Genomic DNA, 25,562 nt, shown 5'->3' with positions numbered 1-25,562 from the left:
CGCACACGCCTCTTACCTCTGTAGCGGGGACAGGATTTGAACCTGCGACCTCTGGGTTATGAGCCCAGCGAGCTACCGAGCTGCTCCACCCCGCGTCGTGACACCTACCTTACGCCCTGGTTTCCCGGGGGTGCAAAGCAGGTGCCTCGGAGGTAATCGAGGTCACCTTCCCGCCGGGGTGCTGGGGGGTGGGGCGCTGCTGCCGGGTGCCGCGGTCTTGGCGGCTTCGTAGGCCTTGGCGGCGGCGTCGAGGGCGGCGAGCGCCGCGCCTTGGTCGGTGAAGTTGCCGGACTGCTGGGCGGATTTGAGTCTGGTGAGGGCGGCTTGGATGTCGGCCACGGCCTTGTCGAGGGCCGCGTTGCCGCCGGTGTTGGGTGGCGTCGCCGGCGCTGTCGGCGTGGTGGGCGGGGTCGTGGGTTGCCCGGCTTGGGGCGGTGTGGTCGTGGCCTCGCCGGTGCCGGGACCGAAGACCTGGTCGAGGGCTTCCTGGAGGGTGGAAGCGAAGCCGATCTTGGGTCCGTAGGAGACCAGCACGCGGGCCAGCTGGGGATAGCTGGCGGCCTGGTTGCTTTGCCTGATGTAGACGGGTTCGACGTAGAGGAAGCCGTCGGCGACGGGCAAGGTGATCAGGTTGCCGTAGATCACCCGCACGTTGGGGTTGTTGAACAGGGTGCGGTCCTGGGCGACGCGGGGGTCGCTCTGGAATCTGTTCTGGACCTGCACCGGTCCGTCGACCTGGCTGGCTCCGGTGGCTCCGGTGGGGAGCTGGAGGACTCTGATCTTGCCGTAGTCCTCAGGATCGGAGGACACCGACATCCAGGAGGCCAGGTACTGCCGTTGGAGGCCGGTGAGGGAGCTGGTCAGCTGGAAGGTGGGCCGGTTCTGGCCTGGCGCGTCGGCGAGGACGTAGTAGCCGGGCTGGTTGGCCGCGCCGGAGGCCGTCGGGTTGGTGCCGCCCTCGGTGGTGGGGTCCTGGGGCACGCTCCAGAAGGCTTGCTGGGAGTAGAACTCCTGCGGGTTGTTCACGTGGTAGCGAGACAGGAGTTCGCGCTGGATCTTGAAGAGGTCCTCGGGGTAGCGGAAATGGGACCGCAGGTCCGGGGAAATCTCGGAGCTCGGCTTCACGAGTCCGGGGAAGACCTTCTCCCAGGCGTTGAGAACCGGTTCCTTGTCGTCGATCGAGTACAGGTTGACCGTGCCGTTGAAGGCGTCCACGGTGGCCTTGACCGAGTTGCGGATGTAGTTGATGGAGCTGTTGGCCTGGCGGGCGACGCCGTTGAGCGAGTCGTTGGTGGCCGTGCCGAGCTGGGTCTGCTGGGCGTACGGGAAGTTGTTGAGAGTGGTGTAGCCGTCGACGATCCAGACGATCTTCTTGTCGACGACCGCCGGGTACGGGTCGCCGTCGAGGGTCAGCCAGGGCGCGATCTTGCTGACCCGGTCGCGGGGATCACGGTTGTACATGATCTTGGAGTTGTCGCCGATGGCGTCGGAGAACAGGATGTTCCGTTCGCCGTACTCGGCGGCGAAGGTGAAGCGGTTGAACCAGTTGTCGATCGGGACGCCGCCGCTGCCCTTGTAGGTGTAGCCGTGGTCGGTGGCGGTGTCGTACTCGCCCGGCGCGTTGCCGGAGGTGCCGCCGACGATGGCGTAGTCGGTGTCGGCCGCGGAAAGCTCGCCGTAGTAGATGCGGGGCTGGTCGACCTGGATCCCCGGGGCGCCGTTCTCGGAGCCGGCCCCGGCGGGGTTCTGGGTGTCGCTGGTGGTGGCGATCGGGTAGCCGCCGTCGGAGTTGGCGTCCTTGACCGCGCGGTCGATGGTGTTGGCGGGCGCGGCGACGAAGCCGTTGCCGTGGGTGTAGACGAGGTGCCGGTTGATCCAGCTGGTCTGGTTGCCGGTCAGGCCCTCGGTCTTGATCTCCTTGGCGGCCACGATGTAGTCCTGCGTGGTGCCACCGACGGTGTAGCGGTCGATGTCGAGCTTCGCCGGGAAGCCGTAGAAGTTCTCGCGGCCGACGCGCTGGGTGAAGGTGTCGGACAGAACGTTCGGGTCGAGCAGCCGGATGTTCGGCAACGTCCCGGTGTCCTGCTTGACCTGGGCGGCGGTGGCCTCGGACTTGCCGGTGTAGTCGTCGTACGAGACGTCGGTGAGACCGAAGGCCTTGCGCGTCGCCTCCATGTTGCGCTGGATGGACGTCGCTTCCTTCTCGTTCGCGTTGGGCTTGACCGAGAACTGGTCGAGAACGGCCGGCCAGGCGACGCCGACCAGGATGCTCGACAGGATCAGCAGCACGAGCGCGATCGCCGGGAGCTGGAGGTTGCGCAGGAAGGCGCCGGCGAAGAACGCGATCGCGCAGATCACCGAGATGCACAGCAGGATCAGCTTGGCGGGCAGGACCGCGTTCAGGTCGGTGTAGGTGGCGCCGACGAACAGCGGGGCGCCGCGGTCGGACAGCAGCAGGTTGTACCGGTCGAAGAAGTACTCCACGGCCTTCAGGAGCACGAAGAGGCCGACGGTGATGGCGAGCTGCGCGCGGGTCGGGCCGGCGAGCTGGCCGCCCTTGCCGGCCAGCCGGATGCCGCCGAAGACGTAGTGCGAGATCAGGGCGCCGAAGAAGGAGATGACGACCGTGATGAACAGCCAGCCGAGGAGCCAGTTGTAGAACGGCAGGTCGAAGGCGTAGAAGCCGACGTCGTTGCCGAACTCGGGGTCGGTCTGGCCGAACGTGGTGCCGTTCAGGAACAGCTGCACGACTTGCCAGTCGCCCTGGGCGGACAGGCCGGCGATGAGGCCGGTGAGCACCGGGATGCCGACGCCGAAGAGCCGGATGCGGGCGACGATCGCGGAGCGGTAGCGCGCGAGCGGGTCGTCGGCGCCGGAGATCGGCACGAAGACCGGGCGGCTGCGGTAGGCGATCATCAGGCTGATCGCGAGTGCGCCGCCGACGAGCAATCCGACGGCGAAGAAAAGCACGACGCGGGTGACCAGCTGGGTGGTGAACACCGATCGCGCGCCGACCTCGCCGAACCACAGCCAGTCGACGTACGTGTCCAGCAGGCGGGCCCCGAGCAACAGCGCCAGCACGATCACCGCGGCGATGATGAGGAGGATCCGGCTCCGCCGGGACAGCTTCGGCAGGCTCACCGGGGGCCGAGTCGCCACGGCACACGCTCCTGTCTTCGTCAGCACATGAACAGGGGCGCGTGCGCCCCCTGATTCCCTAACTCTACGGATGCCTCGTGGAGTTCCCGGGACCGCCCAAACCGGACCGCGCGGCGACGACGTGCGGTCCGGCCTGCCACCATGTGGGCATGGCAGCGAACGAACCGCACCCGGCCGCGCCCGGCGTGGCCGCCCTCGCCCGCGAAATCGAGGAGTTCATGGCCGCGGGCGGCTGGGACCAGCCGCCGCAGCTGTTCGCGCTGGTGCCGACGGCGGCGCTGCTGGACGAGCAGCCGGAGCTGGCCGGGCAGCTGGATCGGGCGAACCCGCTGACGCCGGTGGCCCAGGAGGCCCTGCCCGAGGGCGATCTCGCCGAGGCGCTGGGCCGGATCGCGTGGCCGGATCTGGTCATCGGGTGCGCGCTGGCCCAGGAGATCATCGTGCTGCCGCCGGGGTCGGAGTCGGAGCTGCCGGACATCGCCGAGGCGGACGCGGACAGCCTCCGCCGAGCGGCCGCCGACCATCCCCAGCGGACGGAGGCCCGCCTGGTGGCCGCGGTCCTGCGCGACGGCGAAGGCGCCTGCGTGATGCGGCTGCGCGGCATCGGCACGACGGAGGGCACGGACGAAACGATCGACGAGATCGTGGAGAGCCCCGACCTGGCCCCGAATCTCGTCGAGGCCCTCAAGGCAACCCTGCTGCCTTGACGCCCGGGCGTTCTCGCGCCCGTCAACACGACGCTGTCGGGCGGCCCGCCTTCAAATTGTCGAGCTGGGTGAGCGCGTCGTCCAGTGTGGACACCTTGATGAGGTTGAGGCCCTCGGGCGCGGTCGTCTTGGCCTCGGCGCAGTTGTGCGCGGGCACCAGGAAGTCGGTGGCGCCGGCCTCGCGGGCGCCGACCACCTTGAACGAGATCCCGCCGATCGGGTCGACCTCGCCGGTCTCGGTGATCTCGCCGGTCCCGGCGATGTGCCGCCCGCCCGCCAGGTCGCCGGGCCGAAGCCGGTCGATGATGGCGAGCGTGAACATCAGCCCGGCCGACGGGCCGCCGACGTCCTGCAGGGAGATGTTCACCGTGAACGGCGCGTCGGCGCGGTCGACCGCGGTCAGGCCGATGAAGCCTTCCTTGCGGTCCTGGCGCGCGGCGAGTGTGAGCGGCACGGTCCGCTCGGGCTGGCCGTCCGACTGGAAGGTGATCTGGACGGTCTGGCCGGGCAGGGTGCCGGCCAGCGCGGCCCGCACGTCGGCGGCCTCGACGATCTTCTTGCCGTTGACGGTGATCAGCCGGTCGCCCGGGGAGAGGACGTGGTCGGCGGGGCTGCCGGAGACGATCTGCTTCGCCAGCACCTTGATCGGGTAGCCCAGCTTGCGCAGGGCGGCGACCTGGGCGTTCGTCTGCGAGTCCTGGAGCTGCTGGATGTTCTCCTGCTTGACCTGCTCGCTCGTCTCGCCCGGCTTGAAGTACTCCTCGCGCGGCGCGAGCGCGTACCGGCCGCTCGCCCAGAAGCCGAGGCCCTGGAAAAGCGTGACGCCGTCGTGCAGGGAGACGGTCGTCATGCGGAGCTCGCCGGTGGTCGGATGAGTCTCGTGACCGGTGACCTGGATGACCGGGTTGCCCGCCGCGTCGCGACCCAGCGTGTCGTAGGTCGGGCCCGGGCTGATCGCCACGAACGGCACCGGCACGACCGAGCCGAGCAGCACGAAGACAAGGAACAGCGAGCCGCTGACCACCAGAGTCCAGCCGCGGCGGGTCATCCGCCGGACGTCGCCGGGCTGCTCCGCGGCCGGTTCCGGCGCGCTCTTCGCGGGGGCGGTCTCCTCGGAGGACTTGGTCACGCCCGACAGCGTACGGTGACGGCGTTCGCTTCTCGGTGAAGGCCACGCACATGGTCCGGTTGACACGCTCGACGGCCCCCGACCCGCGTACGGTGGACACATGAGTAAACCCCCGTTCGGCTTCGGACCTTCCGATCCCGACAAACGAGGTGAGAACGATCCCTCGGAAGGCGGGCAGCAGTCCGGCGCCGAGGCCTTCAACCAGCTCGGGCAGATGCTGAGCCAGCTGGGCCAGATGCTCAGCCAGGCCGGCACCTCCAGCGGGCCGGTGAACTACGACCTTGCCAAGCAGATCGCCCTGCAGAACCTGGGCAGTGCCGGCAACACCGGCGAGAGCAAGCTCGGCTTCTCCGGCGGCGACGACTCGAACGCGGCCGTGCGCGACGCCGCCCACCTGGCCGAGCTGTGGCTCGACGCGGCGACGATCCTGCCCGCCGGCGCGACGTCGACGGTCGCCTGGTCGCCGCGCACCTGGGTGGAGAAGACGTTGCCGACGTGGCAGCGGCTGTGCGACCCGGTCGCCCGGCAGGTCTCGGGCGCCTGGATGGAGGCGCTGCCGGAGGAAGCCAAGCAGGCCGCCGGCCCGCTGCTGCAGATGATGGGGCAGATGGGCGGGATGGCCTTCGGCTCCCAGCTCGGCAACGCGCTGGCGCAGCTCGCGTCTGAGATGCTGACCGCCGGTGAGATCGGCCTGCCGCTGGCCCCGGCCGGGACGTCGGCGCTGCTGCCGGCGAACATCGAGAAGTTCGCCGAGGGCCTGGAGCTGCCGAGCAGCGAGATCCTCGTCTTCCTGGCCGCCCGCGAGGCCGCGCACCAGCGGCTCTTCTCGCACGTGCCGTGGCTGCGCCAGCGGCTGCTGGCGACGGTCGAGGAGTTCGCGCACGGCATCTCGGTGGACACGTCCGCCCTCGAGTCGCTGGCCGGCCGGATCGACCCGGCCAACCCGGCGAGCATCGAGGAGGCGATGTCGTCCGGGCTGCTGGAGCCGCAGACGACGGAGGAGCAGAAGGGCGCGCTGAACCGCCTGGAGACGCTGCTCGCCCTGGTCGAGGGCTGGGTCGACGTGGTGGTGGCGGAGGCGGTCGGCGACCGTCTGCCGGGCGCGGACGCGCTGCGCGAGACGCTGCGCCGCCGCCGCGCGACGGGCGGCCCGGCGGAGCAGACGTTCGCGACGCTCGTCGGCCTGGAGCTGCGTCCCCGCCGGATGCGCGCGGCCTCGTCGCTGTGGAAGCTGGTCGGCGACCGCCACGGCCTCGAGAAGCGCGACGGCCTCTGGTCCCACCCGGACCTGATGCCGACGGCCGAGGACCTGGACGAGCCGATCGACTTCGCGGATCGCGTGGGCGAGACCGGTTCGATCGACGACCTGGACCCGATCGCCGAGCTGGAGCGCACGGAGCAGTCCGAGCGCGAGGTGCGGGAGAAGGAGAACCCTCCCGCCGGCGACGACCCCGAAGAGGGCGACACCAAGAGCTGAACAGCAATCCCGGAGCCGGGCGTCTCTCACTCGCGAGGCGCCCGTCTCCCTTTCCGCCCCGCACCGTCGTCCGCCAGGCACCCGAGCCGCCCATCCCGCCACGCGAGCTACCCGCCAGGCACCTGTGCTACCCGCCAGGCACCTGTGCCCGTCCGCCGAGCCACCCGCGAATCCCCCGCCCGACCACCAGCGCACCCCGACGAAACCGGGGCGACCCGCGACCACGGATCACCCCGGTCACCATCACCCGCTCAGTCCTCGGTGGAGATCCCCCACCCGGCGGCGGCCGAAAGCCCTTCCAGATAGCCGATCGCGCGTTCCGTCTTCGGGTACCGCCGCACCAACGCCCAGAACGCCGCGTCGTGGCCTGGCTCGCGCAGGTGCGCCAGCTCGTGCACCAGCACGTAGTCCAGCACCCACGGCGGGACCTTGCGCAGCCGGTCGCTGACCCGGATGGTCGCGTCGACCGGCGTGCAGGACGCCCACCTCGTGCGCATCGGCGGCACCCAGCGGACGCTCGCCGGCACCGCGGTGCCGGCCAGGTACTTGCCCGACAGCAGCGCGCAGCGCGCCAGCAAGACTTCGTCCGACGTCTTCGGGGACGCCGGCCGACGTGGTTCCGAGCGCTGCAGTTTGCGCTCCATCTCGGCGACCCAGTGTTTCTCCTCCGCCCTGGTCATCCGCGCGGGGATGAGCACGACGAGCGTGTCGTCATTCCAATACGCGGTGACCGTCCGGTGCCGGCGCTGGCTGCGCCGCACTTCGACCTTGTGTCCGGGTGTGTCCGACGGGGGGTTCGTTTCCCCCCGGCCTCTCAGTGAGGGCATCCGTGCTTCGACCACCCGACAACGGTAAGGCCAGGCACCGACAACTCCGAGCGCCTTAAGGTCACAGACCCGAGTTGTCCACAACCGGTTTCAACTGTGGACAACTCGGCCGTTTCGGCGTCTTCGCGGGCTCGCCGGTCGCCACCCGGTGCGATCCTGCGGACATGATCCTCTCCACCGCGGACATGCCTCCGGTCCTGCTGCCGGCCCATCCCGCCCTGCTCCCGGGCCTCACCGTGCTCGAACGCGGCTCGCGCGAGATCCAGATCGGGCTCGATCCGCGCCACGGCGTGATCGTCGAAGGCCTGACACCGGACCTGGTCGCCCGGCTGCGTGCACTCGACGGCAGCAAGCCCGTCGAGCGGATCCTGCTCGCCGAGAGCGAACACCGCGACCAGCTGCGGACGCTGCTGCGGCAGCTGACCGCGCTCGGCCTGGTCACCGACGCCGGCCGGCCCGGCGGCCCGGGCCTCCGCGGCGAAACCGGCCTCTGGTCCCTGCGCGCCCGTCACCACCAGGCAGCGCTGGCGGATCGGCGGCGCGCCTCCGCGGTCGCCGTGCACGGGGACGGCCGGATCGCGGTCGCGGTCGCCGTGCTGCTGGCCAACGCCGGCATCGGCCACGTCGACCTGCGGGTGTCCGGCGCCGTGACCGAACACGACCTCGGCGCCGGCTTCACCGGCGCGGACGTGGGGCGCCACCGGCGGCAAGCCCTCGCCGACCTGCTCCATCGGGTGGACCCCGAGGTCCGCGCCACCCGCCTGCACGACCGGTACCCGGAGCTGGTGCTGCTCACCGACGCCGTGGTGCCGGCGCCGGAGGTCGTCGCCGAACTGATGGACGACGGCGTCCCGCACATGTCCGTGCGCGTCCGCGACGGAACGGGCATCGTCGGGCCGCTGGTGGTGCCGGGCCGCAGTTCGTGCCTGCGCTGCGCCGACCTGCACCGGACCGACCTCGACCCGTGCTGGCCGCGCATCGCCGGTCAGCTGGCCGGCCGGCACCAGCGGCCCGACCTCGGCGCGGTCCAGGCGTGCGCGTCACTGGCCGTCGCGCAGACCATGCGGCTGCTCTCGCCCGCCACGTCGGCGCCGCCGGCGTGGAACGCGACCCTCGAGATCGACGCGTTCGACGGCCGCATCCGCCACCGCGGCTGGCCACCGCACCCGCGGTGCGGCTGCGGCGCACCGGAAGTACTCCAGGAGACGTAGGCCACTAAGACGTCACGAGCAGGCTGCGCGCCGCCGACGCCGCAAGGCAGAATCGCCAGTGTGACCGACTTCCGCGACCCAGCCGATCGTGACGCCGCGATCCCGCGCAAGGGTGCCGCCCGTACCGCCAAGCTCGCCAGTCTCCCGCTCGGCATCGCCGGGCGGGCGGTCGGCGGCTGGGGCAAGAGGCTCGCGGGCCAGAGCGCGGAGCAGGTGAACGCGACACTGTCGGCCAAGGCCGCGGAGCAGCTGTTCGAGGTGCTCGGCACGCTCAAGGGCGGGGCGATGAAGTTCGGCCAGGCGCTGAGCGTGTTCGAGGCGGCGGTCCCGGACGACATGGCGAAGCCGTACCGCGAAGCGCTGACGAAGCTGCAGGCCGCCGCGCCGCCGATGTCGGTCCGGCAGACCCACCGGGTGCTCGCCGAGCAACTGGGCCGCACCTGGGCCAGCCGGTTCGCCTCGTTCAGCGACGAGCCGGCGGCGGCCGCGAGCATCGGCCAGGTGCACCGCGCGGTCTGGCACGACGGCCGCGAGGTCGCGGTCAAGGTGCAGTATCCGGGCGCCGACGAGGCGTTGCGCAGCGACCTGCGGCAGCTGCAGCGGTTCAGCAGGCTGTTCCAGGCGTTCGTGCCCGGCACCGAGGTGAAGCCGCTGCTGGCGGAGCTCGCCGAGCGGATGAACGAGGAGCTCGACTACCAGGCCGAGGCCCAGCACCAGCGCGCTTTCGCGAAGGCGTTCGACGGCGACCCCGGCATCCTCGTGCCGCGCGTGGTGGCCAGCGCGCCGAAGGTCGTCGTGACGGAGTGGGCGAGCGGCACGCCGTTGTCGAAGGTGATCGCGGACGGCGACCGCGAGACCCGGAACATGGCGGGCCGGCTCCTGGCGGAATTCCACTACTCCTCCCCCGAGCGCGTCCACCTCCTGCACTCGGACCCGCACCCGGGCAACTTCATGATCACGGCCGACAACAGGCTGTGCGTCATCGACTTCGGCGGCGTCGCCCGGCTGCCCGACGGCATCCCCCGTCACCTGGGCGAGATGACGCGGCTGGCCCTCGACGGCGAGTCCACCGGACTGATGCGCCTGCTGCGGGAGAACCGCTTCATCCGGCCGGACAGCGACCTGACCGCGGACGAGGTGCTCGCCTACCTGGCGCCGTTCACCGAGCCGCTGGCCGAGCCGACGTTCCACTTCACGCGCCGGTGGATGCAGAAGCAGGCGGGGCGGGTGGGCGACAGCCGCGGCAACGACTTCCGGGTCGGGCGTTCGCTCAACCTGCCGCCCGAGTACCTGATGATCCACCGGGTGACGGCGGGGTCGACGGGCATCCTCTGCCAGCTCGACGCGGAGATCCCGGCGCGCGGCATCGTGGAGCGCTGGCAGCCCGGGTTCGCCGCCTGAGTTGTCCACAGACCGGGCCGCGAACGGGCGGATCCCGGCGAGTTGTCCACAGCTGCGGGAAACGGGGTTCCACCCGGTTGGCCGAGCGGCCATGCTCGAACCATGACTGCTACTCAACGCACCGATCCACTGGCCCTCAGTAACCCTGACCGCTGCGAGGTGATGAACCTCGAACAGTTGCGCCGGGCCGGGGTGTCCGACCGAAGAACCCGGCGGCTCTGCGGCCCCGGCGGGCCGTGGCGCCGCCTGCACCCCGGTGTCGTCCTGCTGCGCAACACCGCGCCGACGCGGCAACAGCTGCTGCACGCCGCGCTCGTTCGGTACGGGCCGAGGGTGGTGATCACCGGCGCCGACGCCTTGCTGGCCCACGGCGTGAAGTGCCCGCCGGCGGGCGAGATCCAGCTGCTGGTTCCCGAGCACTGCCGGGTGGGGGCCTGCCAAGGGGTCCGCGCGGCGCGGACGGCCCGGATGCCGGACCCGGTCCTGGTCGACGGGCTGCCGTTCGCGCCGCCGGCCCGGGCCACGCTCGACCTGGCGAGGACCGAACCCGACCCGGCGCGGATCCGGCACCTGCTGACGCTGCCGCTCTACTGGGGTTTGTGCGATCGCCAGGAGCTGTTGACGGAGCTCGGCTCCGGGTCCCAGCGCGGCACGGCGGCGGTCCGGAAAGTGCTCCGCGAACTCGACGAGGGGCCGATCCAGGCCCACGGCCTGGCGACGCGCGTGCTCGAGATGGCCCGGCTGCCACCGCCGGCCTGGGACGTCACGATCTGCGACCGCCGGGGCCGCCGCATCGGCGAGGCCGACGCGTGGTGGGACGAGATCGGGCTGGCCTGGCAGTACCGATGCGGCCCCGGCCCCGGTGGCGGCTTCAGCCACCTCGCGCTGGCGGCCACGGGGATCGTCCTGGTCCGCTGCACGGTGCGGCAACTGCGCAACGTCGCCCGCGAGGTGGCGGGGGAACTGGCCCTGGCGTTCGACGAAGCGTCCCGCACACCCCGCCCGCGGGTCCGCGCGGTCCCCATGAGGTCGATCGGGGACGCCGCATGACCAGTCGCCGCCGGCTGTCTCCGACAATGCGTTCAGGAGCGTGGATTGATCACCAGTACTCGTCCGGCAGCTTGCCCTCGATGTCGCGCACGTGCTGCCTCGCGCAATCCGGGCAGAGCCAGCGCAGCACCCCACGCTCGCGGGTGGACACCCAGGCGAGCGCCGTAGCCGGGTCGTCGTCGGCGCTGCGGCCGCGGCCGCAGCGGGTGCACACGACCGGCGCCGGCTCGCTCACCGCAACCGTCCACAGTGGATCGCCTTGGCGCCGAACAGGAACAGGTCGTCCCGGCGGCCGAGGAAGTCCGGCCCCTCCGGATCGGTCAGCGCGGCGACGGTGTCGCGATCGTCGGCGTCGAGCCACTCCCCGGCCGACTCGGCGAGCCACCCGACGCGGTGCACCACGTACTCGCGCAGGAGGTCCGAGCCCGGCATCGGGTGGTCGATGAGCGCACCGAACGACTCGACGTCCTCGAGGCCGGCTTCGCGGAGGGCGCGTGTCCAGCCGTAGGGCATGGCGACGCTGCCCGAAATCCCGGCGCGCATCCGGGCGAACCACGCGGCCCGCGCGGCGAGCAGCCGTGGCTCCAGCCCGGGCCGGCCGACCCCGAGTTCCCAAGGGAGGCACCGCATCTCGAGCCCGCCTTCGGCGATGGCGAGCACCCCGCCCGGCCGCAGCAGCCCGGCCAGCGTGCGCAGCGCGGCCTGCTGATCGCCGACGTGATGAACAACGCCGGACGCCCACATGAGATCGGCGGCGGGCACCCGGCCGGCCAGCTCGGGATCGGCGAGGTCACCGGACTGCCCCACGACCTCGACGCTCCCGGCGGCGGCCGCGGAGACCACCCGCCGGGCCTCGGCGAGCAGTGCAGGTGTGGCGTCGACGAGGACGACGGTGCCCCCGTCCCGACGCCCGAGTTCGCGCGCGAACAGCACGCTCATCCCGCCGGCCCCACACCCGACATCGACGACGACGGGCCGCTCCGGCAGGCCGGCGACAAGCCGCCGCGCGACCGGCGCGAGCGCTTCGGCGTCGAGGGTGTCGGCCATGCGCAGCTGGGCCAGGCGGTCCGCCCAGTCGATGTCGTCGTGGGTGTGTGCGGACATCACCCCATTCAACACCAGCCACCGGACGGCGCCACGCGAACAAGACCGCCCGAAGGAGGCCACAAAGCACACCCGGCCCAGCGATCCCGCGACCCCGTCGCAAGTCCGAGCGCACAAGCACGACCGCGGTCCCCGAACCCACGGCCGGCGCGAGCTGGCACCCCGCGACCCGCCGCGCGGCCGACCGTGGCCAGCACAACGGCCCCTGCCGCCGGGTGGCGGCAGGGGCCTGCGCTCAGTTCTGGTCCTGGTACCGCTCCGCACGGCGGCTCGCCCATCGGGCTACTCGCGTCCAGCGGCGGAGGGCACGCGCGCTACCTCGGGCCCGCTGGGCGCGGACCCCCTCCTCCAGATCCCGTATTCGGGCCCTGGACAGTTCTTCGTAAAGCAACATCTCGCTGATCTCCTCGATCTCGGTCTTCGTCAACTGCAGCTGCGTGCGCTCGGGGCTTCCGACGCGCGCTTCGTAATCCCTGGTCGTGACCGGTTCGACGCTCATGCGGCGGCACTCCGGTGATCGCCGCCGGCCTTGGCGGCCGGCTCGATGGCGACGTTCTTGCGCGGACGGCCACGGGGCCGCTTGCGCGCGATCACCACACCGCGCTCGAAGATCTCGCCACCCCAAACGCCCCACGGCTCGCGCCGCGCCAGCGCGCCGGCCAGGCAGGCCTCGCGCACCGGGCAGTCGGCGCAGGACGCCTTCGCGCGCTCGAGCTCGGCCGGGGACTCCGCGAACCACAGGTCCGCGTCGCCCGAACGGCACGGCAGCGCCACGTCGGGCACGGCGATCGGGTCGAGCAGGTCGGCGAATATTGCCTCACCCGAGGTGTAGGCGATGGCCGAAGACATGGGTGTTCCTCCTTGTGTCGTACGGGTTTTCTGTTGGGGCATGGAGCTGGGCAACGCTGGTTCCTCTTGGGTTGTGCAGCCAAAAACACGAAGGCCGCGGATCCGGGGTTTCCGGTTCCGCGGCCTTCGTGAGCCTCGTGTCCTGACTAGGTCAGGAACTTCGCTCCCGTATCGACAACGGAACACGGAACTGCTTGATGGTCGGCAGATCGGCCTGCGGGTAGGCGGCCAGAACACGGCCGGTCCCGAAGACGACGACATCGCCGGTGGTCCAGCGCCGCATGACGCGACGCGTGCCACGGACCTCGTGAGCGCTCACGGACACACCGGTGCCCGGGCGCTGAACGGCCGCGGCTTCCACGGCGCAGAGCAGACGGGTGCCCGGGTTCGTGAGCGTCATGTTGATGGTCATTTCACCGGCACCTCCTTCTGTAACTCTGCACACGCGGCCGCCGAGCGGCGCTTCCGTAGATCCCCAGTCGAGCCCTTCGGGCTCGGTACTGGCAGGTTATTGCCCCCCACCACACCGGGGCAACTCAATTAACGGGAAAATCCTCGAAGATACGAAGATCGCCACTGAGCAGCGGGTTCGCCGCGTCGATCATGGCTCGGACGCGGTCTGGGCCACATGGGCGACGCGGACCTCAGGTCTCCGCCGACGCGCGGACGACGCCGAGGATCTCCGTGCCGAAGCGCTCGAGCTTGGTCGCGCCGATGCCGGAGATCGACACCAGCGCCGCCTCGTCGTCCGGGCGCTGCTCGGCGATGGCCATCAGCGTCGCGTCGGTGAACACGACGAACGCCGGCACCTTGAGCTCGCGAGCCCGGTCGGCGCGCCACGACTTCAGCCGCTCCAGCAGGCCCTCATCCACTGTGGACGGGCAGCGTCCGCACCGGCCGAGCTTGACTTCGAGAGTTTCGAGCAGGGGCCCGCCGCAGACGCGGCAGCGCGTCTTGACCGGCGACGCCGGCTTCTGCTGCTGGGAGCGCGCCACCCGGGCGGCCGGGTGGTCCTCCGGGACCAGGCCGTAGAGGAACCGGCTGCGCCGCCGGTTGCGCCGCCCGCCCGGCGTGCGGGCCAGCGCCCACGACAGCCACAGGTGCTCGCGGGCCCGGGTGACGCCGACGTAGAACAGCCGCCGCTCCTCCTCGATCGCCGCCTCGTCGTCACCGGCGTGCAGGATCGGCACCGTCCCCTCGGCGAGGCCGACGAGGAACACCGCGTCCCACTCCAGGCCCTTCGCCGCGTGCAGCGAAGCGAGCGTCACGCCCTCGACCGTCGGCGGGTGCTGGGCCGCGGCGCGCTGGTCGAGCTCGGCGCAGAAGCGCGGCAGGTCCGCGTCCGCGACCGTCGAGGCGAGCTCTTCGGCCAGCTCGACGATCGCCAGGAGCGCGTCCCAGCGTTCTTTGGCCGCGCCACCGGCGGGCGGCGACTCGGTGAGCCCGACCCTGGCGAGCACCGAACGCACCGTCGTGACCAGGTCGGAGCTGACGTCGCCGCTCGCGGCCCGCAGCGCGGACATCGCCTGCCGGACCTCCGTCCGGTTGAAGAACCGCTCGCCGCCGCGGACCAGGTACGGGATGCCGGCCTCGGTCAGCGCCGACTCGTAGGCCTCGGACTGGGCGTTCACCCGATAGAGGATCGCGATCTCGCTCGCCGACACCCCGCCGTCCAGCAGCTCGCGCACCCGCCGGGCGACGGCGCCGGCCTCGACCGCCTCGTCGTCGAACTCGGCGAAACGCGGTTCGGGCCCCGGCGGCCGCTGGCCGATCAGCTTCAGCCGCGAGCCCGCGGGCCGGCCCCGCGCGGCGCCGATCACCCGGTTCGCCAGCGCGACGACCTCGGGGGTGGACCGGTAGTCGCGCTCGAGCCGGACGACGGTGGCGTCCGGGTAGCGCCGGGTGAACTCGAGCAGCGGCCGCGGCGACGCGCCGCCGAACGAATAGATCGTCTGGTTGGCGTCGCCGACGACAGTGAGGTCGTCGCGGCCGCCGAGCCACGCGTCGAGCAGGCGCTGCTGCAGCGGCGTGACGTCCTGGTACTCGTCGACGACGAAGCAGCGGTAGCGGTCGCGGAACTCCTCGGCGACGGTGCCGTGCTCCTCGAGCACCGCCGTCGTGTGCAGCAGGAGGTCGTCGAAGTCGAGCACCTGCGCGGCGTTCTTCAGTTCTTCGTACGTGCGGTAAACCTCGGCGACCTGCGCGGCCGGCGCCGGGATGTCCCGCTGGGCGCGCGCGGTCACGGCCGGGTAGTCGTCCGGGCTGATCAGGGACGCCTTCGCCCACTCGATCTCGCTCGCCAGGTCGCGCAGGACCTCGACCTCGGTGCCCAGCTTGGCCCGGTTCGCCGCCTGGCCGACGTAGCGCAGCTTGTTCTCCAGCAGGTCCCACGGCCGGTCGCCGACCACGCGCGGCCAGAAGTAACGCAGCTGACGGCGGGCGGCGGCGTGGAAGGTCAGCGCCTGCGCCGCTTCGACGCCGAGGCCGCGCAGCCGCGTCCGCATCTCGCCGGCGGCCCGGGTCGTGAACGTGACGGCGAGCACCTGACCTGGGGAAACGTGCCCGGATCGGACCAGATGGGCGATGCGATGGGTGATCGTGCGGGTCTTGCCCGTGCCGGCGCCGGCGAGCACGCAGACCGGCCCCCGTGGAGCACTGGCGGCGGCGCGCTGCTCGGGGTCGAGGCCATCGAGCAGACGGGTGAGGCTCTTCGGGGAAAGTACGCCGGTCACGTCCGGCATCCTCGCAGAGGGGGACAGGGAACCGGGGCAGGGGCACGCGGCCGTATCCTGGTCATATGGCGGGACAGCAGGACAAGGAAGCGGCCAAGCAGGCCAAGAAGGAGAAGCGCGCGGCGAGCAAGGCCCGCCGTGGCCAGCTCTTCGAGGCCTTCAAGATGCAGCGCAAGGAAGACCCGTGGCTCATCCCGTGGATGCTCGGCGCGATCGTCGTCGTCGCCGGCGTCCTGTTCGGGGTCGGGTTCTTCTTCGACGCCCAATGGGTGCTGCTGCCGCTGGGGCTGCTGCTCGGCGGCCTCCTCGCCATGATCATCTTCGGCCGGCGCGTCCAGCGCACGGTCTACTCGAAGGCCGACGGCCAGCCCGGCGCCGCCGCCTGGGCGCTGGAGAACCTCCGCGGCCGCTGGAAGGTGACGCCGACCGTCGCGGCGACCACCCAGCTCGACGCGGTGCACCGCGTCCTGGGCGGCCCCGGCGTGGTGCTCGTCGCCGAGGGCGCGCAGCACCGCGTGAAGACGCTGCTCGCCCAGGAGAAGAAGCGCGTCTCCCGCCTGATCGGTGAGACGCCGATCTACGACGTGACGATCGGCAACGAAGAGGGCCAGCTTCCGCTGAAGAAGCTCCAGGGCTACCTGATGAAGCTGCCCCGCAACCTCAAGCCGGCCCAGGTCGACGCCCTCGAGGCCAAGCTGGCCGCCCTCGGCAACCGCGGCGCGGCCCTCCCGAAGGGCCCGATGCCGGCCGGCGCGAAGATGCGCAACGTCCAGCGCACGATCCGCCGCCGCTGATCCCGCATCGACGAAGAAGGCCCCCGTCCGAACCGGACGGGGGCCTTTCGCGTTCAGTACTTCCGCGAGACCGCACCGGCGGCCGCGACGCGCTCAGCGCATCCGGATGACCACGGTGCCGGTCAGGCGGTCCAGCCAGCTGCGGCCGTCGGCGTTGCGGACCGCCGCCGGGATGATCACGAACGTCAGCGCCGCCCGGACCAATGCCCGCAGCGGCCCGACCAGCGCGGCGCCGTCGAGGCGGGCGACGCGGATGCCGACGACACCCATCCCGGGGGTGAAGCCGAAGAAGCCGGCCGAGATGACCGAGATGACCGCCCACACGCCGCCGGACCAGAGGTTGAACTCCTGCATCGCGGCCGGGTCCTGCAGGCTGGGGTGCAGGAACACCGCCGTGACCAGGGCCGCGAGCACTAGGTCGACGATCAGCCCGAGCAGCCGGGCGCCGCCGCTCGCCGCCGAGCCGACGCCCGATTCGGGCAAACCGAACTTCTCACCCGGCCAGCGCGCGTCGTGTTGATCAGTACCCTGCCCACCGTCGCCGGTGCCGGGTAGCCATTCGCCGGTCCATCTCGCCACCCGTCTAGGGTATGCCGGTGGCGCGGAACACATCCGACCTGGTCGGATACCCGATATCGACCACCCGTTAACACCAGCGAAACATACGGGTGACGGTCGGGCAACACCGCACTTTTAGCGTGAGCCGAAGAGAGCACTGCCGCACGAGCCCGAACGAGAAGGAGTCACCGAGGGTGCCCACTACTCCAGACGACATCCAGCGCCTCATCGCCGACGAGAACGTCGAGGTCGTCGACGTCAGGTTCTGCGACCTTCCGGGCGTCATGCAGCACTTCACGGTCCCGGCGAAGGCCTTCACCGAAGAGGCCTACGAAGAGGGACTCGCGTTCGACGGCTCCTCGGTCCGCGGCTTCCAGTCCATCCACGAGTCCGACATGCTGCTGCTGCCGGACCCCGAGACGGCCCGCATCGACCCGTTCCGCAAGGCGAAGACGCTCTCGCTGAACTTCTTCGTGCACGACCCGTTCACCCGTGAGGCGTACAGCCGCGACCCGCGCAACATCGCGCGCAAGGCCGAGCAGTACATCTCCGAGTACGGCGTCGCCGACAACGTGTACTTCGGCCCCGAAGCCGAGTTCTACATCTTCGACTCGGTCCGCTTCGACTCCGCCGAGCACGCCTCGTTCCACGAGATCGACTCCGTCGAGGGCTGGTGGAACACCGGCGCCGACGAAGACGGCGGCAACCAGGGCTACAAGACGAAGTTCAAGGGCGGCTACTTCCCCGTCCCGCCGGTCGACCACTTCGCCGACCTGCGCGACGACATCGTCCGCAACCTGCAGGGTTCCGGTTTCGAGATCGAGCGCGCGCACCACGAGGTGGGCACCGCCGGCCAGACCGAGATCAACTACAAGTTCAACACGCTGCTGCACGCCGCGGACGACCTGCAGCTGTTCAAGTACATCGTGAAGAACACGGTGTTCGCCGCGGGCAAGACCGCGACGTTCATGCCGAAGCCGCTCGCCGGCGACAACGGCTCGGGCATGCACTGCCACCAGTCGCTGTGGAAGGACGGCACGCCGCTGTTCCACGACGAGTCGGGTTACGCCGGCCTGTCGGACACCGCGCGCCACTACATCGGCGGCCTGCTCAAGCACGCCCCGAGCCTGCTGGCCTTCACGAACCCGACGGTGAACTCCTACCACCGCCTGGTGCCGGGCTTCGAGGCCCCGGTTTCGCTGGTCTACTCGCAGCGCAACCGCTCGGCGTGCGTCCGCATCCCGATCACGGGCAACAACCCGAAGGCCAAGCGCGCCGAGTTCCGCTGCCCGGACTCCTCGGGCAACCCGTACCTGGCGTTCTCGGCGATGATGATGGCCGGGCTCGACGGCATCCGGAACAAGATCGAGCCGGCGGACCCGATCGACAAGGACCTCTACGAGCTGCCGCCCGAGGAGGCCAAGAACGTCAAGCTGGTCCCGGGCGACCTGGGCACGGTCCTCGACACGCTGGAAGCCGACCACGACTACCTGCTCGAGGGCGGCGTCTTCACGCCGGACGTGATCGAGACGTGGATCTCGTACAAGCGCGAAAACGAGATCGACCCGCTGCGGCTGCGCCCGCACCCGTACGAGTTCGCCCTGTATTACGACGTGTGATCCGGTAACGCGTCCCCTGGGCACGCCGGCGGCGAGGAGCGAAAAGGCCCTCGCCGCCGGCGTTTCTCGTCTCCGGCCCTCAGTCCCCTTCGGACGTCGACAGCAGCTTCAGGTCCGCGCCCGCCTCGGCGAAGCGGCCACGCGGGTCCTCCACCAGCTTGCGGCGCTCCAGGTCCATCAACCCCAGCGTGCAGGTGATCTCCGCGGCCAGAGTGCCGTCGAGCTTGAGGATCTTCGAGTCCATCGAGAACGTCTTGCCGCTGCCGAACTTCGCGTCGCACGTGACGTCGACGACGTCGCCCGCGCGCAGCTCGCGGCGGAACACGATGTGCGACTCCAGCAGCACCGAGGCCAGGTTCTTCAGCCCGGCCAGCGCGCCCGACTGCTCGAACAGCTCCAGCCTCGCCACCTCGCCGTACGAGTGGTACACGGCGTGGTTGAGGTGGCCCAGGGTGTCCAACTCGTAGTGCCGGACCTTGATCCGGGTCCGGAACGGCTCGCGCTCAGTCACGCGTCCCACTGTAAGCGACCGCTCAGCTCTCGTAGAACAGATGCTCCACCACAGCATGCGCCCGCCGCGTGATGCGGCGGTAGGTGTCGAGGAACTCGCCGGGGTCGTCGCCCGCGGACTGGCCGAGCACCCTGGCCACCGCGGCCAGATCGCGGCCCGAGCCGGGGACCTCGTCGACGGCCTTGCCGCGCACCAGCATCGCCGCGTTGCGGACCCGGGTCGCCAGCAGCCACGCCTCGGTCAGCGAATCCGCTTCGGCCTGCTCCGCCAGGCCCGCGCCCGGGAGCACCGCCAGCGCGTCGAGCGTCGACGTCGTCCGCAAGCCCTCGACGGAGTGGGCGTGCTGCAGCTGCAGCAGCTGCACCGTCCACTCGACGTCGGCGAGGCCGCCGCGGCCGAGCTTCGTGTGCCGCGTCGGGTCCGCTCCGCGAGGCATCCGCTCCGTTTCCACGCGCGCCTTGATACGCCGGATTTCGCGCGCCTTCGTCGCGTCCAACCCGTCCGGGTAGCGGATCGGGTCGATCATCGCGATGAACCGCTCGCCGAGCTCGTCGTCACCCCCGACGAACCGGGCCCGCAGCAGCGCCTGCGCCTCCCACACCTCACCCCATCGCGAGTAGTAGGCGCGGTAGGACTCGAGCGTCCGCACCAGCGGCCCGCTCCGCCCCTCCGGCCGCAGGTCGGCGTCGACCAGCAGGGCCGGGTCCGGGCTCGGCGCGCCCAGCATCTTCCGGACGGTCTCCGCGACCGACGACGCGAACCGCACCGCCTCGGCGTCCGAGACCCCTTCGGACGGCTCGCACACGAACAGCACATCGGCGTCCGAGCCATAGCCCAGTTCGGCGCCGCCGAGCCGGCCCATCCCGATGACCGCGATGCGCGCCGGCGTCCGGCCCAGTTCGGCCTGCCGCTGGCGGAACGCCGCGGCCAGCGCGCCCTGCAGCACGGCACCCCAGACACTGGACAGCGCTTCGCACACCCTGGGCACGTCGAGCAGGCCGAGCAGATCCGCGCACGCGACCCGCAGCAGCTCGTGCCGCCGCAGCGAACGCGCGGCGGCGACGGCGGCGATCAACCCGGGCTGACGCCGGACGGCGGCCCGCAACGACGTCGCCACCTCGGTGGGCGTGCGGCCGAGCAGCCGGGCGGGGTCGCCGAGCAGCTGCAGCACCTCGGGCGCGCGGACCAGGAGGTCGGGCACCAGCCGGGACGTGCCGAGCAGGATCGCCAGCCGCTCCACGACCGTGCCCTCGTCCCGCAGCACCCGCAGGTACCACGGGGTGGCTTCGAGCGCTTCGGACACCTTCCGGTACGACAACAGCCCGCCGTCGGGATCGGGGGTGTCGGCCAAGAGGTCGAGCAGGACCGGCAGCAGCGCCTGCTGGATCGCGGCGCGGCGTGAGACGCCCGCGGTGAGGGCCTTGATGTGCTGGAGGGCGCCGTCGGGCGCGGTGTAGCCGAGCGCGGCCAGCCGGCTGGCCGCCTGTTTGGTGGTGAGGCGCAGCGCCTCGGTCGGCACGTTCGCGACGGACTGCAGCAGCGGCCGGTAGAAGATCTTCTCGTGCAGCCGCCGGATGCCCTTGCCGTGCCGGCGGAACTCGGCCAGCAGGGCCTCGCCGTGGCTCTTGCCGCCACCCGGCTTGATCCCGCTGGCCCGCGCGAGGATCCGCAGCTCGTCGGTGTCCGACGCCGCGGGGAACAGGTGGGTCCGGCGCAGCCGCCGCAGCTGCAGCCGGTGCTCGATCATCCGCAGGAACTCGTACGACGCACCCAGCTCGGCGGCGTCCTGACGGCCGACGTAGCCACCTTCGCCGAGTGCCGCGAGGGCGTCCATTGTGGACGGCGAGCGCAGGTCCGCGTCGACCCGGCCGTGCACGAGCTGCAGCAGCTGCACGGCGAATTCGACGTCACGCAGGCCGCCGCGGCCCAGCTTGAGCTCACGCTCGGCGTGTTCGGACGGCACGTGCCCCTCGACGCGGCGGCGCATCTGCTGCACCTCGCCGACGAAGTTCTCGCGGTCGGCCGCCGACCACACCAGCGGCGCCACCATCTCGGCGTACTGCCGGCCGAGCTCGGCGTCGCCCACCACCGGGCGGGCCTTGAGCAGCGCCTGGAACTCCCAGGTCTTGGCCCACTTCTGGTAGTAGCCGCGGTGGCTGTCCACGGTACGGACGAGCGCGCCGGCCTTGCCCTCGGGACGCAGCGCCGCGTCGACGTCGAAGCACGCCTTCCCGACCACGCGCATCGTCGTGCTCGCCAGCCGCGTGGCGAGGCCGAGGTCGCCCTCGCCGACGAAGATGACGTCGACGTCGCTGACGTAGTTGAGCTCCCGGCCGCCGCACTTGCCCATCGCGATGATCGCGAGGGTGCCTTCGGCGGACGCGCGGGCTTCGGCTTCGGCGACGACCAGCCCGGCGGCCAGCGCGGCCTCGGCGAGTTCGGTCAGCTGCGCCGCGACCTCCGCGTAGCTCGGGTGCTCGAGCCCGGCCTCCACGAGGTGACCCAGGTCGGCGGCGGCGATGCCGAGCAACTGACCGCGGTAGGCGACCTTGAGGGCCTGCTCGGCCTTGAGCCCGGTGAGCACCGAACCGTCGTCGCCCAGGAGAGCCGTGCGCAGGGCTTCGCGGTAGCAGGCGGAGTCGGTGCACTTGTCCCCGATGAGCGAGCGCCACTGCTCAGGGTGGGCAGCGAGGAAGTCGGCCAGCGCGCTCGACGTCCCCAGCACGCTGAGGAAGCGGCCGCGGAACGTCCGGTGGTCGCGAAGCCGCGTCTCGAGCTCGGCCCATTCGGCGGCGTCGGCCTCCCGGATCCGGTCGAGCCCGCGCAGCGCGAGGTCGGGGTCGGCGGTGCGGGACAACGCCGAAAGCACGTCTCCGGCGGCGGCGACCGGACCGCCGTCGTCCCACCAGCCGGCCGCGCGCAACTGGCCTTCGGCACGGGAATCGGTGAAGCCGTACCTCGCCGCCGAAGCGGTCGTTCGCGCGCGGTCTGCCATCACGGACCACCGTAGCCCGGCGACTCGGCTCAGGCGGCGAGCCGACCCGGCTCGTGCTCGGCGGGTGTCGGCTCGGGCACCTGGAAGCTGTGCGCGGTGACGGGGTGGCGTCGCGAGAGGACGTAGATGCCGATGCCGACCCCGAGCCCGACGACGCCGACGGCGATCGTGCCCGCGTTGCCGAGCGACGCGATCTTGCCGGAAACCGCGCCGACGATCGCGGCCGCGGGCAGCGTGAACAGCCACGCGAGGACCATCCGGCCCGCCATCCGCCAGCGAACCGGCGCCTCCCGCCGTCCGACGCCGGAGCCGACGATCCCGCCGGAGCACACGTGCGTCGTCGACAGCGGGAAGCCCAGCCGCGACGAGATCAGGATGACCAGCGCCGAGCTCGTCTGCGCGGCGAAGCCCTGCGGGCCCTCGATGTCGGTCAGGCCCTTGCCGAGAGTGTGGGTGATGCGCCAGCCGCCGAGGTAGGTGCCCAGCGCGAGGGCGCAGGCGGCGCTGATGATCACCCAGACGGGCGGCGAGGCGCCCGACGGCAGGCTGCCGGCGCTGACGAGCGTGAGCGTGATGACACCCATCGTCTTCTGCGCGTCGTTGGTGCCGTGGGCGAGGGAAACCAGCGACGCCGAGACGATCTGGCCGACCCTGAACCCGCGCGTGGCCGGGCGGCCCCGGACCAGGAAGCGGTAGACCAGGTACGTGCCGACCATCGCGACGACGCCGGCGATGACCGGGCTCGCCGCGGCCGGCACCAGCACCTTCTCGACGATCTTTCCGAAGTGGACCGAGTCGGTGCCTGCCGAGACCCAGGTGGCGCCGATCAGGCCGCCGAACAGCGCGTGCGACGAACTCGACGGCAGGCCGACGAACCACGTCACGAGGTTCCAGACGATGGCGCCGATCAGCCCGCCGAAGACGATCGACGGGCCGATCTTCGTGTCGTCCACCAGCCCGCTGGAGATCGTCTTGGCGACCTCGACCGACAGGAACGCGCCGACCAGGTTCAACACCGCGGAGATCGCGACGGCCACCCGCGGCCGGAGCGCGCCGGTGGCGATCGACGTCGCCATCGAGTTCGCGGTGTCATGGAACCCGTTCGTGAAATCGAAAACCAAGGCCGTGACGACGACGATCACGACCAGCAACGAGGGTTCCACCCCGACCTCCGCACCCTTGTGGGGACTCCTCCCGCAAGGTACCTGACGGGTGACGGGGTCAGTTCACAGGCCGTTTCCGATTGTGACGCTTTCCGTTAAGCGAGCGGCAAAGACCGTTGACTGCCGGCGGCGGGCTCGAGCTCACCGGCCGCCAGCCGGACGAACCGCTGCGCGAACGGACGCCAGGTTTCCTCGATGTCGGCGTGGACGGCGACCAACGCGTCGTGCTCGAGCGACCCGGGACGGGCGAACTCCGTGAGTTCGGGTCCGTCCGCGGCCCAGCTCTCGACGACGGCGGGCGTCGTCTCGATGTGGAACTGGACACCGTAGACGCAACGGTTGAGCCGGAACGCCTGGTGCGCGTAACGCGGCGCCGACGCGAGCAGCTCGGCACCGGGCGGGAGCCGGGTGATCGCGTCGGTGTGGAACTGCAGGACGTCCTGCATGAGCGGCAGGTCGGCGAACAGCGGGTCGGTCCACGCCGCGTCCTTCTTGGCGACGAGCTGCGGGCCGACCTCGGGCCCGTCGCGGCCGACCTCGACGCGGCCGCCAGTCGCGACGGCCAGCAGCTGGGCACCGAGGCAGATCCCGAGGGTGGGTCGCCGTTGGGCGGCCGCTTTGGCCAGCAGCCGCCGGACGTCGGCGAGCCACGGGTGTTTCGCGTCGTCCTCCGCGCCCATCCCGCCGCCCAGGCAGACGACACCCTGGTAGCCGTCGAGGTCCGTGGGCAGGGCGTCCTTGGGGAGCGCGCGGAGGTCGAGCTCCGCGCCGGCCTCGGTCAGCCAGTCGCCGAGGGGGCCCAGGGGGTCCGACGCGTCCGGCTGGATGATCAGGATTCGTGTCACGTCTTCCAGGGTAGGTCAGCAGGCACAGCGGATTCCGGGAGTCACGGTTCCTTCGACCGGATAGCCGGCGGCGATCCAGCTCGTGATGCCGCCGGAGAGCCGTTTCACCGTGAAGCCGAGCTCGGCGAGCTTGAACGCGCCCTTGGTGGCGGCGTTGCAATTGGTGCTCTCGCAGTAGCAGACGTACACGAGGTCCCGGTCGAGGTGCGCGGTGCTTTCCGGTGTCAGGTCGCGGTAGGGCAGGTTGATCGCACCGGGGATGCGTGCCTGGGCGAAGGCCTCTTCGGCTCGCGTCTCGACGACGACGTAACCCTCGGTGCGGCCGGTTTCGAGGTCGCGGACGAGGTCGTCGGGATCGACCTCGAAGCCGAGCTCGGCCCCGAAGTAGGCCTTGGCGGCCTCCGGCGACGGAGCGGGAACGGCGAGCGTGCGTGCGGTGGTCATGGCGTCAATCCTGGTGGCGACGGCGTTCCCGGCACAGGAGAGAATTGGGGCGGAAGCCCGGCTGTGCCGGGGATTTCCCTGTTCTGGCCCTGTGAACCCGGGAGAGTTGCGGTGGACCATCTCGACGACGTCGACTGGCACCTGATCGAGCTCCTCCAGGCCGACGGCCGGCTGAGCTTCACGGAGCTGGGCCGCCGGGTGTCGCTGTCGGGCTCGGCGGTGACGGAGCGCGTCCGCCGTCTCGAGGAGCGCGGAGTGATCACCGGCTACACGGCGAACATCGACACGACGAAGCTGGGGTTGCCGATCGAGGCTCTGGTACGGGCCCGGGTCCGGAGCCTCGACACACCGCGGTTCCGCACGGCGGTGTTGCCGCTGCCGCAGGTGGTCGCGGCCGACCACGTCACGGGTGAGGAGTGCTGGATCCTGCGGGTGCTGTGCCGGGACACGGCGGAGCTGGAGGTGCTGGTCGAGAAGGTGCAGCGGTACGGGGAGACGACGACGTCGCTGGTGTTGTCGTCGCCGTTCCGCCGGCGTCCGCCCGCTCGGCCGGGTTCGGTTTGAGGCTTCCCGCGTGATCGGGGAGGCATCACGCGTGCTTGGAGGGGCATCACGTGTGATGGGGAGGGCGACACGAGTACCCGGGGGGTCGGCTCGCGTACCCAGGCGGTCGGCTCGCGTACCCGGGCGGCCGGCTCGCGTACCTGAAGGGTCGGCCGGTGTGATCCGGGCCGTCATCCGCGTGACCGGGGCCCGAACTCGCGTGATTGGGGGCGGAACTCGTGTGATTGGGGGCGGAACTCGGGTGTCTGGATGGCCCGCTCGTGGTGGGTGGGTATAGAAAAAGGGCCTGGGTCCGGGAGACTTTTATGTCTCGACCGGGCCCAGGCCCTCTTCTTCATGTTGAGTTCGGCGGTGTCCTACTCTCCCACAACCCTTCGGTTGCAGTACCATCGGCGCTGTCAGGCTTAGCTTCCGGGTTCGGAA

General features: G+C 71.1%; 23 protein-coding genes and 1 tRNA gene. 8 read left to right on the top strand and 16 right to left on the bottom strand.

Annotated elements, in window-relative coordinates; genetic code table 11:
* Positions 1–21 precede the first annotated feature (21 nt).
* Together AB0M82_RS44205 and AB0M82_RS44200 are read right to left on the bottom strand one after the other, a co-directional pair.
* Positions 22–95, bottom strand: a tRNA-Met gene (locus AB0M82_RS44205).
* A 67-nt stretch (positions 96–162) separates the two neighbouring features.
* Positions 163–3,159 (bottom strand): UPF0182 family protein, encoded by a 2,997-nt coding sequence (locus tag AB0M82_RS44200; RefSeq protein ID WP_364735522.1) that lies wholly within the window; start codon positions 3,157–3,159, stop codon positions 163–165.
* Between the two features lie 149 nt (positions 3,160–3,308).
* Here AB0M82_RS44200 and AB0M82_RS44195 point away from each other — a divergent pair, with 149 nt between their 5' ends.
* Positions 3,309–3,866 (top strand): PPA1309 family protein, encoded by a 558-nt coding sequence (locus tag AB0M82_RS44195; RefSeq protein ID WP_364735520.1) that lies wholly within the window; start codon positions 3,309–3,311, stop codon positions 3,864–3,866.
* 22 nt (positions 3,867–3,888) lie between these two features.
* On the opposite strand, the gene AB0M82_RS44190 is transcribed toward AB0M82_RS44195, so the two are convergent.
* Positions 3,889–4,995, bottom strand: a complete 1,107-nt coding sequence (locus tag AB0M82_RS44190) for a PDZ domain-containing protein (protein WP_364735518.1) — start codon at positions 4,993–4,995, stop codon at positions 3,889–3,891.
* A 100-nt stretch (positions 4,996–5,095) separates the two neighbouring features.
* On the opposite strand from AB0M82_RS44190, the gene AB0M82_RS44185 reads away from it, so the two are divergent.
* Entirely contained in the window at positions 5,096–6,472 is a 1,377-nt protein-coding gene (locus AB0M82_RS44185) for a zinc-dependent metalloprotease (RefSeq protein ID WP_364735516.1), read from the top strand.
* 251 nt (positions 6,473–6,723) lie between these two features.
* On the opposite strand, the gene AB0M82_RS44180 is transcribed toward AB0M82_RS44185, so the two are convergent.
* Positions 6,724–7,233, bottom strand: a complete 510-nt coding sequence (locus AB0M82_RS44180; protein ID WP_364735514.1) for a M48 family metallopeptidase — start codon at positions 7,231–7,233, stop codon at positions 6,724–6,726.
* Positions 7,234–7,463: 230 nt separating this feature from the next.
* Here AB0M82_RS44180 and AB0M82_RS44175 point away from each other — a divergent pair, with 230 nt between their 5' ends.
* The 3 genes from AB0M82_RS44175 (at position 7,464) to AB0M82_RS44165 (ending at position 10,961) form a co-directional block, all read left to right on the top strand.
* The gene (locus tag AB0M82_RS44175; RefSeq protein ID WP_364735512.1) at positions 7,464–8,510 is read left to right on the top strand and encodes a hypothetical protein; all 1,047 of its coding nucleotides are present in this window, start codon (positions 7,464–7,466) and stop codon (positions 8,508–8,510) included.
* A 60-nt stretch (positions 8,511–8,570) separates the two neighbouring features.
* Positions 8,571–9,911 carry an AarF/ABC1/UbiB kinase family protein gene (locus AB0M82_RS44170; RefSeq protein ID WP_364735510.1) on the top strand — a complete coding sequence of 447 codons (1,341 nt, stop codon included), beginning with the start codon at positions 8,571–8,573 and terminating at the stop codon, positions 9,909–9,911.
* A 162-nt stretch (positions 9,912–10,073) separates the two neighbouring features.
* Positions 10,074–10,961, top strand: coding sequence for a hypothetical protein (locus AB0M82_RS44165; RefSeq protein WP_364735526.1), 888 nt, complete (start codon positions 10,074–10,076; stop codon positions 10,959–10,961).
* 49 nt (positions 10,962–11,010) lie between these two features.
* On the opposite strand, the gene AB0M82_RS44160 is transcribed toward AB0M82_RS44165, so the two are convergent.
* The 6 genes from AB0M82_RS44160 to AB0M82_RS44135 all read right to left on the bottom strand — a co-directional run bounded on the left by AB0M82_RS44160 (position 11,011) and on the right by AB0M82_RS44135 (position 15,655).
* Positions 11,011–11,196, bottom strand: a complete 186-nt coding sequence (locus AB0M82_RS44160; RefSeq protein ID WP_364735508.1) for a hypothetical protein — start codon at positions 11,194–11,196, stop codon at positions 11,011–11,013.
* On the bottom strand, positions 11,193–12,065 hold the full coding sequence (locus AB0M82_RS44155; protein WP_364735506.1) for a class I SAM-dependent methyltransferase: 873 nt from the start codon (positions 12,063–12,065) through the stop codon (positions 11,193–11,195). The genes AB0M82_RS44160 and AB0M82_RS44155 overlap by 4 nt, the downstream gene beginning before the upstream one ends.
* Positions 12,066–12,300: 235 nt before the next feature.
* Positions 12,301–12,564, bottom strand: a complete 264-nt coding sequence (locus AB0M82_RS44150; RefSeq protein WP_364735504.1) for a hypothetical protein — start codon at positions 12,562–12,564, stop codon at positions 12,301–12,303.
* Positions 12,561–12,914, bottom strand: coding sequence for a WhiB family transcriptional regulator (locus AB0M82_RS44145; RefSeq protein ID WP_364735502.1), 354 nt, complete (start codon positions 12,912–12,914; stop codon positions 12,561–12,563). The genes AB0M82_RS44150 and AB0M82_RS44145 overlap by 4 nt, the downstream gene beginning before the upstream one ends.
* A 151-nt stretch (positions 12,915–13,065) precedes the next feature.
* Positions 13,066–13,326 carry a hypothetical protein gene (locus AB0M82_RS44140; RefSeq protein WP_364735501.1) on the bottom strand — a complete coding sequence of 87 codons (261 nt, stop codon included), beginning with the start codon at positions 13,324–13,326 and terminating at the stop codon, positions 13,066–13,068.
* A 232-nt stretch (positions 13,327–13,558) separates the two neighbouring features.
* Complete coding sequence (locus AB0M82_RS44135) at positions 13,559–15,655, bottom strand: ATP-dependent DNA helicase UvrD2 (RefSeq protein ID WP_364735499.1); 2,097 nt, start codon at positions 15,653–15,655, stop codon at positions 13,559–13,561.
* Positions 15,656–15,711: 56 nt separating this feature from the next.
* On the opposite strand from AB0M82_RS44135, the gene AB0M82_RS44130 reads away from it, so the two are divergent.
* The gene (locus AB0M82_RS44130; protein WP_364735497.1) at positions 15,712–16,440 is read left to right on the top strand and encodes a DUF4191 domain-containing protein; all 729 of its coding nucleotides are present in this window, start codon (positions 15,712–15,714) and stop codon (positions 16,438–16,440) included.
* Between the two features lie 93 nt (positions 16,441–16,533).
* On the opposite strand, the gene AB0M82_RS44125 is transcribed toward AB0M82_RS44130, so the two are convergent.
* Positions 16,534–16,923: an RDD family protein gene (locus tag AB0M82_RS44125; RefSeq protein ID WP_364735524.1), complete on the bottom strand. Its 390-nt coding sequence runs from the start codon at positions 16,921–16,923 to the stop codon at positions 16,534–16,536.
* Positions 16,924–17,192: 269 nt separating this feature from the next.
* Here AB0M82_RS44125 and glnA point away from each other — a divergent pair, with 269 nt between their 5' ends.
* Entirely contained in the window at positions 17,193–18,617 is a 1,425-nt protein-coding gene (gene glnA / locus AB0M82_RS44120) for a type I glutamate--ammonia ligase (RefSeq protein ID WP_364735495.1), read from the top strand.
* 79 nt (positions 18,618–18,696) lie between these two features.
* Here the strand turns inward: glnA and AB0M82_RS44115 are convergent, their stop codons facing one another.
* The 5 genes from AB0M82_RS44115 to AB0M82_RS44095 all read right to left on the bottom strand — a co-directional run bounded on the left by AB0M82_RS44115 (position 18,697) and on the right by AB0M82_RS44095 (position 24,575).
* Positions 18,697–19,128: an acyl-CoA thioesterase gene (locus AB0M82_RS44115; protein ID WP_364735493.1), complete on the bottom strand. Its 432-nt coding sequence runs from the start codon at positions 19,126–19,128 to the stop codon at positions 18,697–18,699.
* Positions 19,129–19,150: 22 nt separating this feature from the next.
* Entirely contained in the window at positions 19,151–22,123 is a 2,973-nt protein-coding gene (locus tag AB0M82_RS44110) for a bifunctional [glutamine synthetase] adenylyltransferase/[glutamine synthetase]-adenylyl-L-tyrosine phosphorylase (protein ID WP_364735491.1), read from the bottom strand.
* Between the two features lie 29 nt (positions 22,124–22,152).
* A complete protein-coding gene (locus AB0M82_RS44105; protein ID WP_364735489.1) occupies positions 22,153–23,286 on the bottom strand; it encodes an inorganic phosphate transporter in 1,134 nt (377 codons plus the stop codon).
* A 95-nt stretch (positions 23,287–23,381) separates the two neighbouring features.
* Positions 23,382–24,131 carry a type 1 glutamine amidotransferase gene (locus tag AB0M82_RS44100; RefSeq protein WP_364735487.1) on the bottom strand — a complete coding sequence of 250 codons (750 nt, stop codon included), beginning with the start codon at positions 24,129–24,131 and terminating at the stop codon, positions 23,382–23,384.
* Between the two features lie 15 nt (positions 24,132–24,146).
* On the bottom strand, positions 24,147–24,575 hold the full coding sequence (locus tag AB0M82_RS44095) for a rhodanese-like domain-containing protein (RefSeq protein ID WP_364735485.1): 429 nt from the start codon (positions 24,573–24,575) through the stop codon (positions 24,147–24,149).
* 111 nt (positions 24,576–24,686) lie between these two features.
* Here AB0M82_RS44095 and AB0M82_RS44090 point away from each other — a divergent pair, with 111 nt between their 5' ends.
* The gene (locus AB0M82_RS44090; RefSeq protein WP_364735483.1) at positions 24,687–25,139 is read left to right on the top strand and encodes an Lrp/AsnC family transcriptional regulator; all 453 of its coding nucleotides are present in this window, start codon (positions 24,687–24,689) and stop codon (positions 25,137–25,139) included.
* The last annotated feature ends 423 nt before the right edge of the window (positions 25,140–25,562 follow it).

It is taken from the genome of Amycolatopsis sp. NPDC051128 (assembly GCF_040682715.1).
GTDB lineage: Bacteria > Actinomycetota > Actinomycetes > Mycobacteriales > Pseudonocardiaceae > Amycolatopsis.
This window is presented reverse-complemented; position numbering and strand designations above follow the sequence as displayed.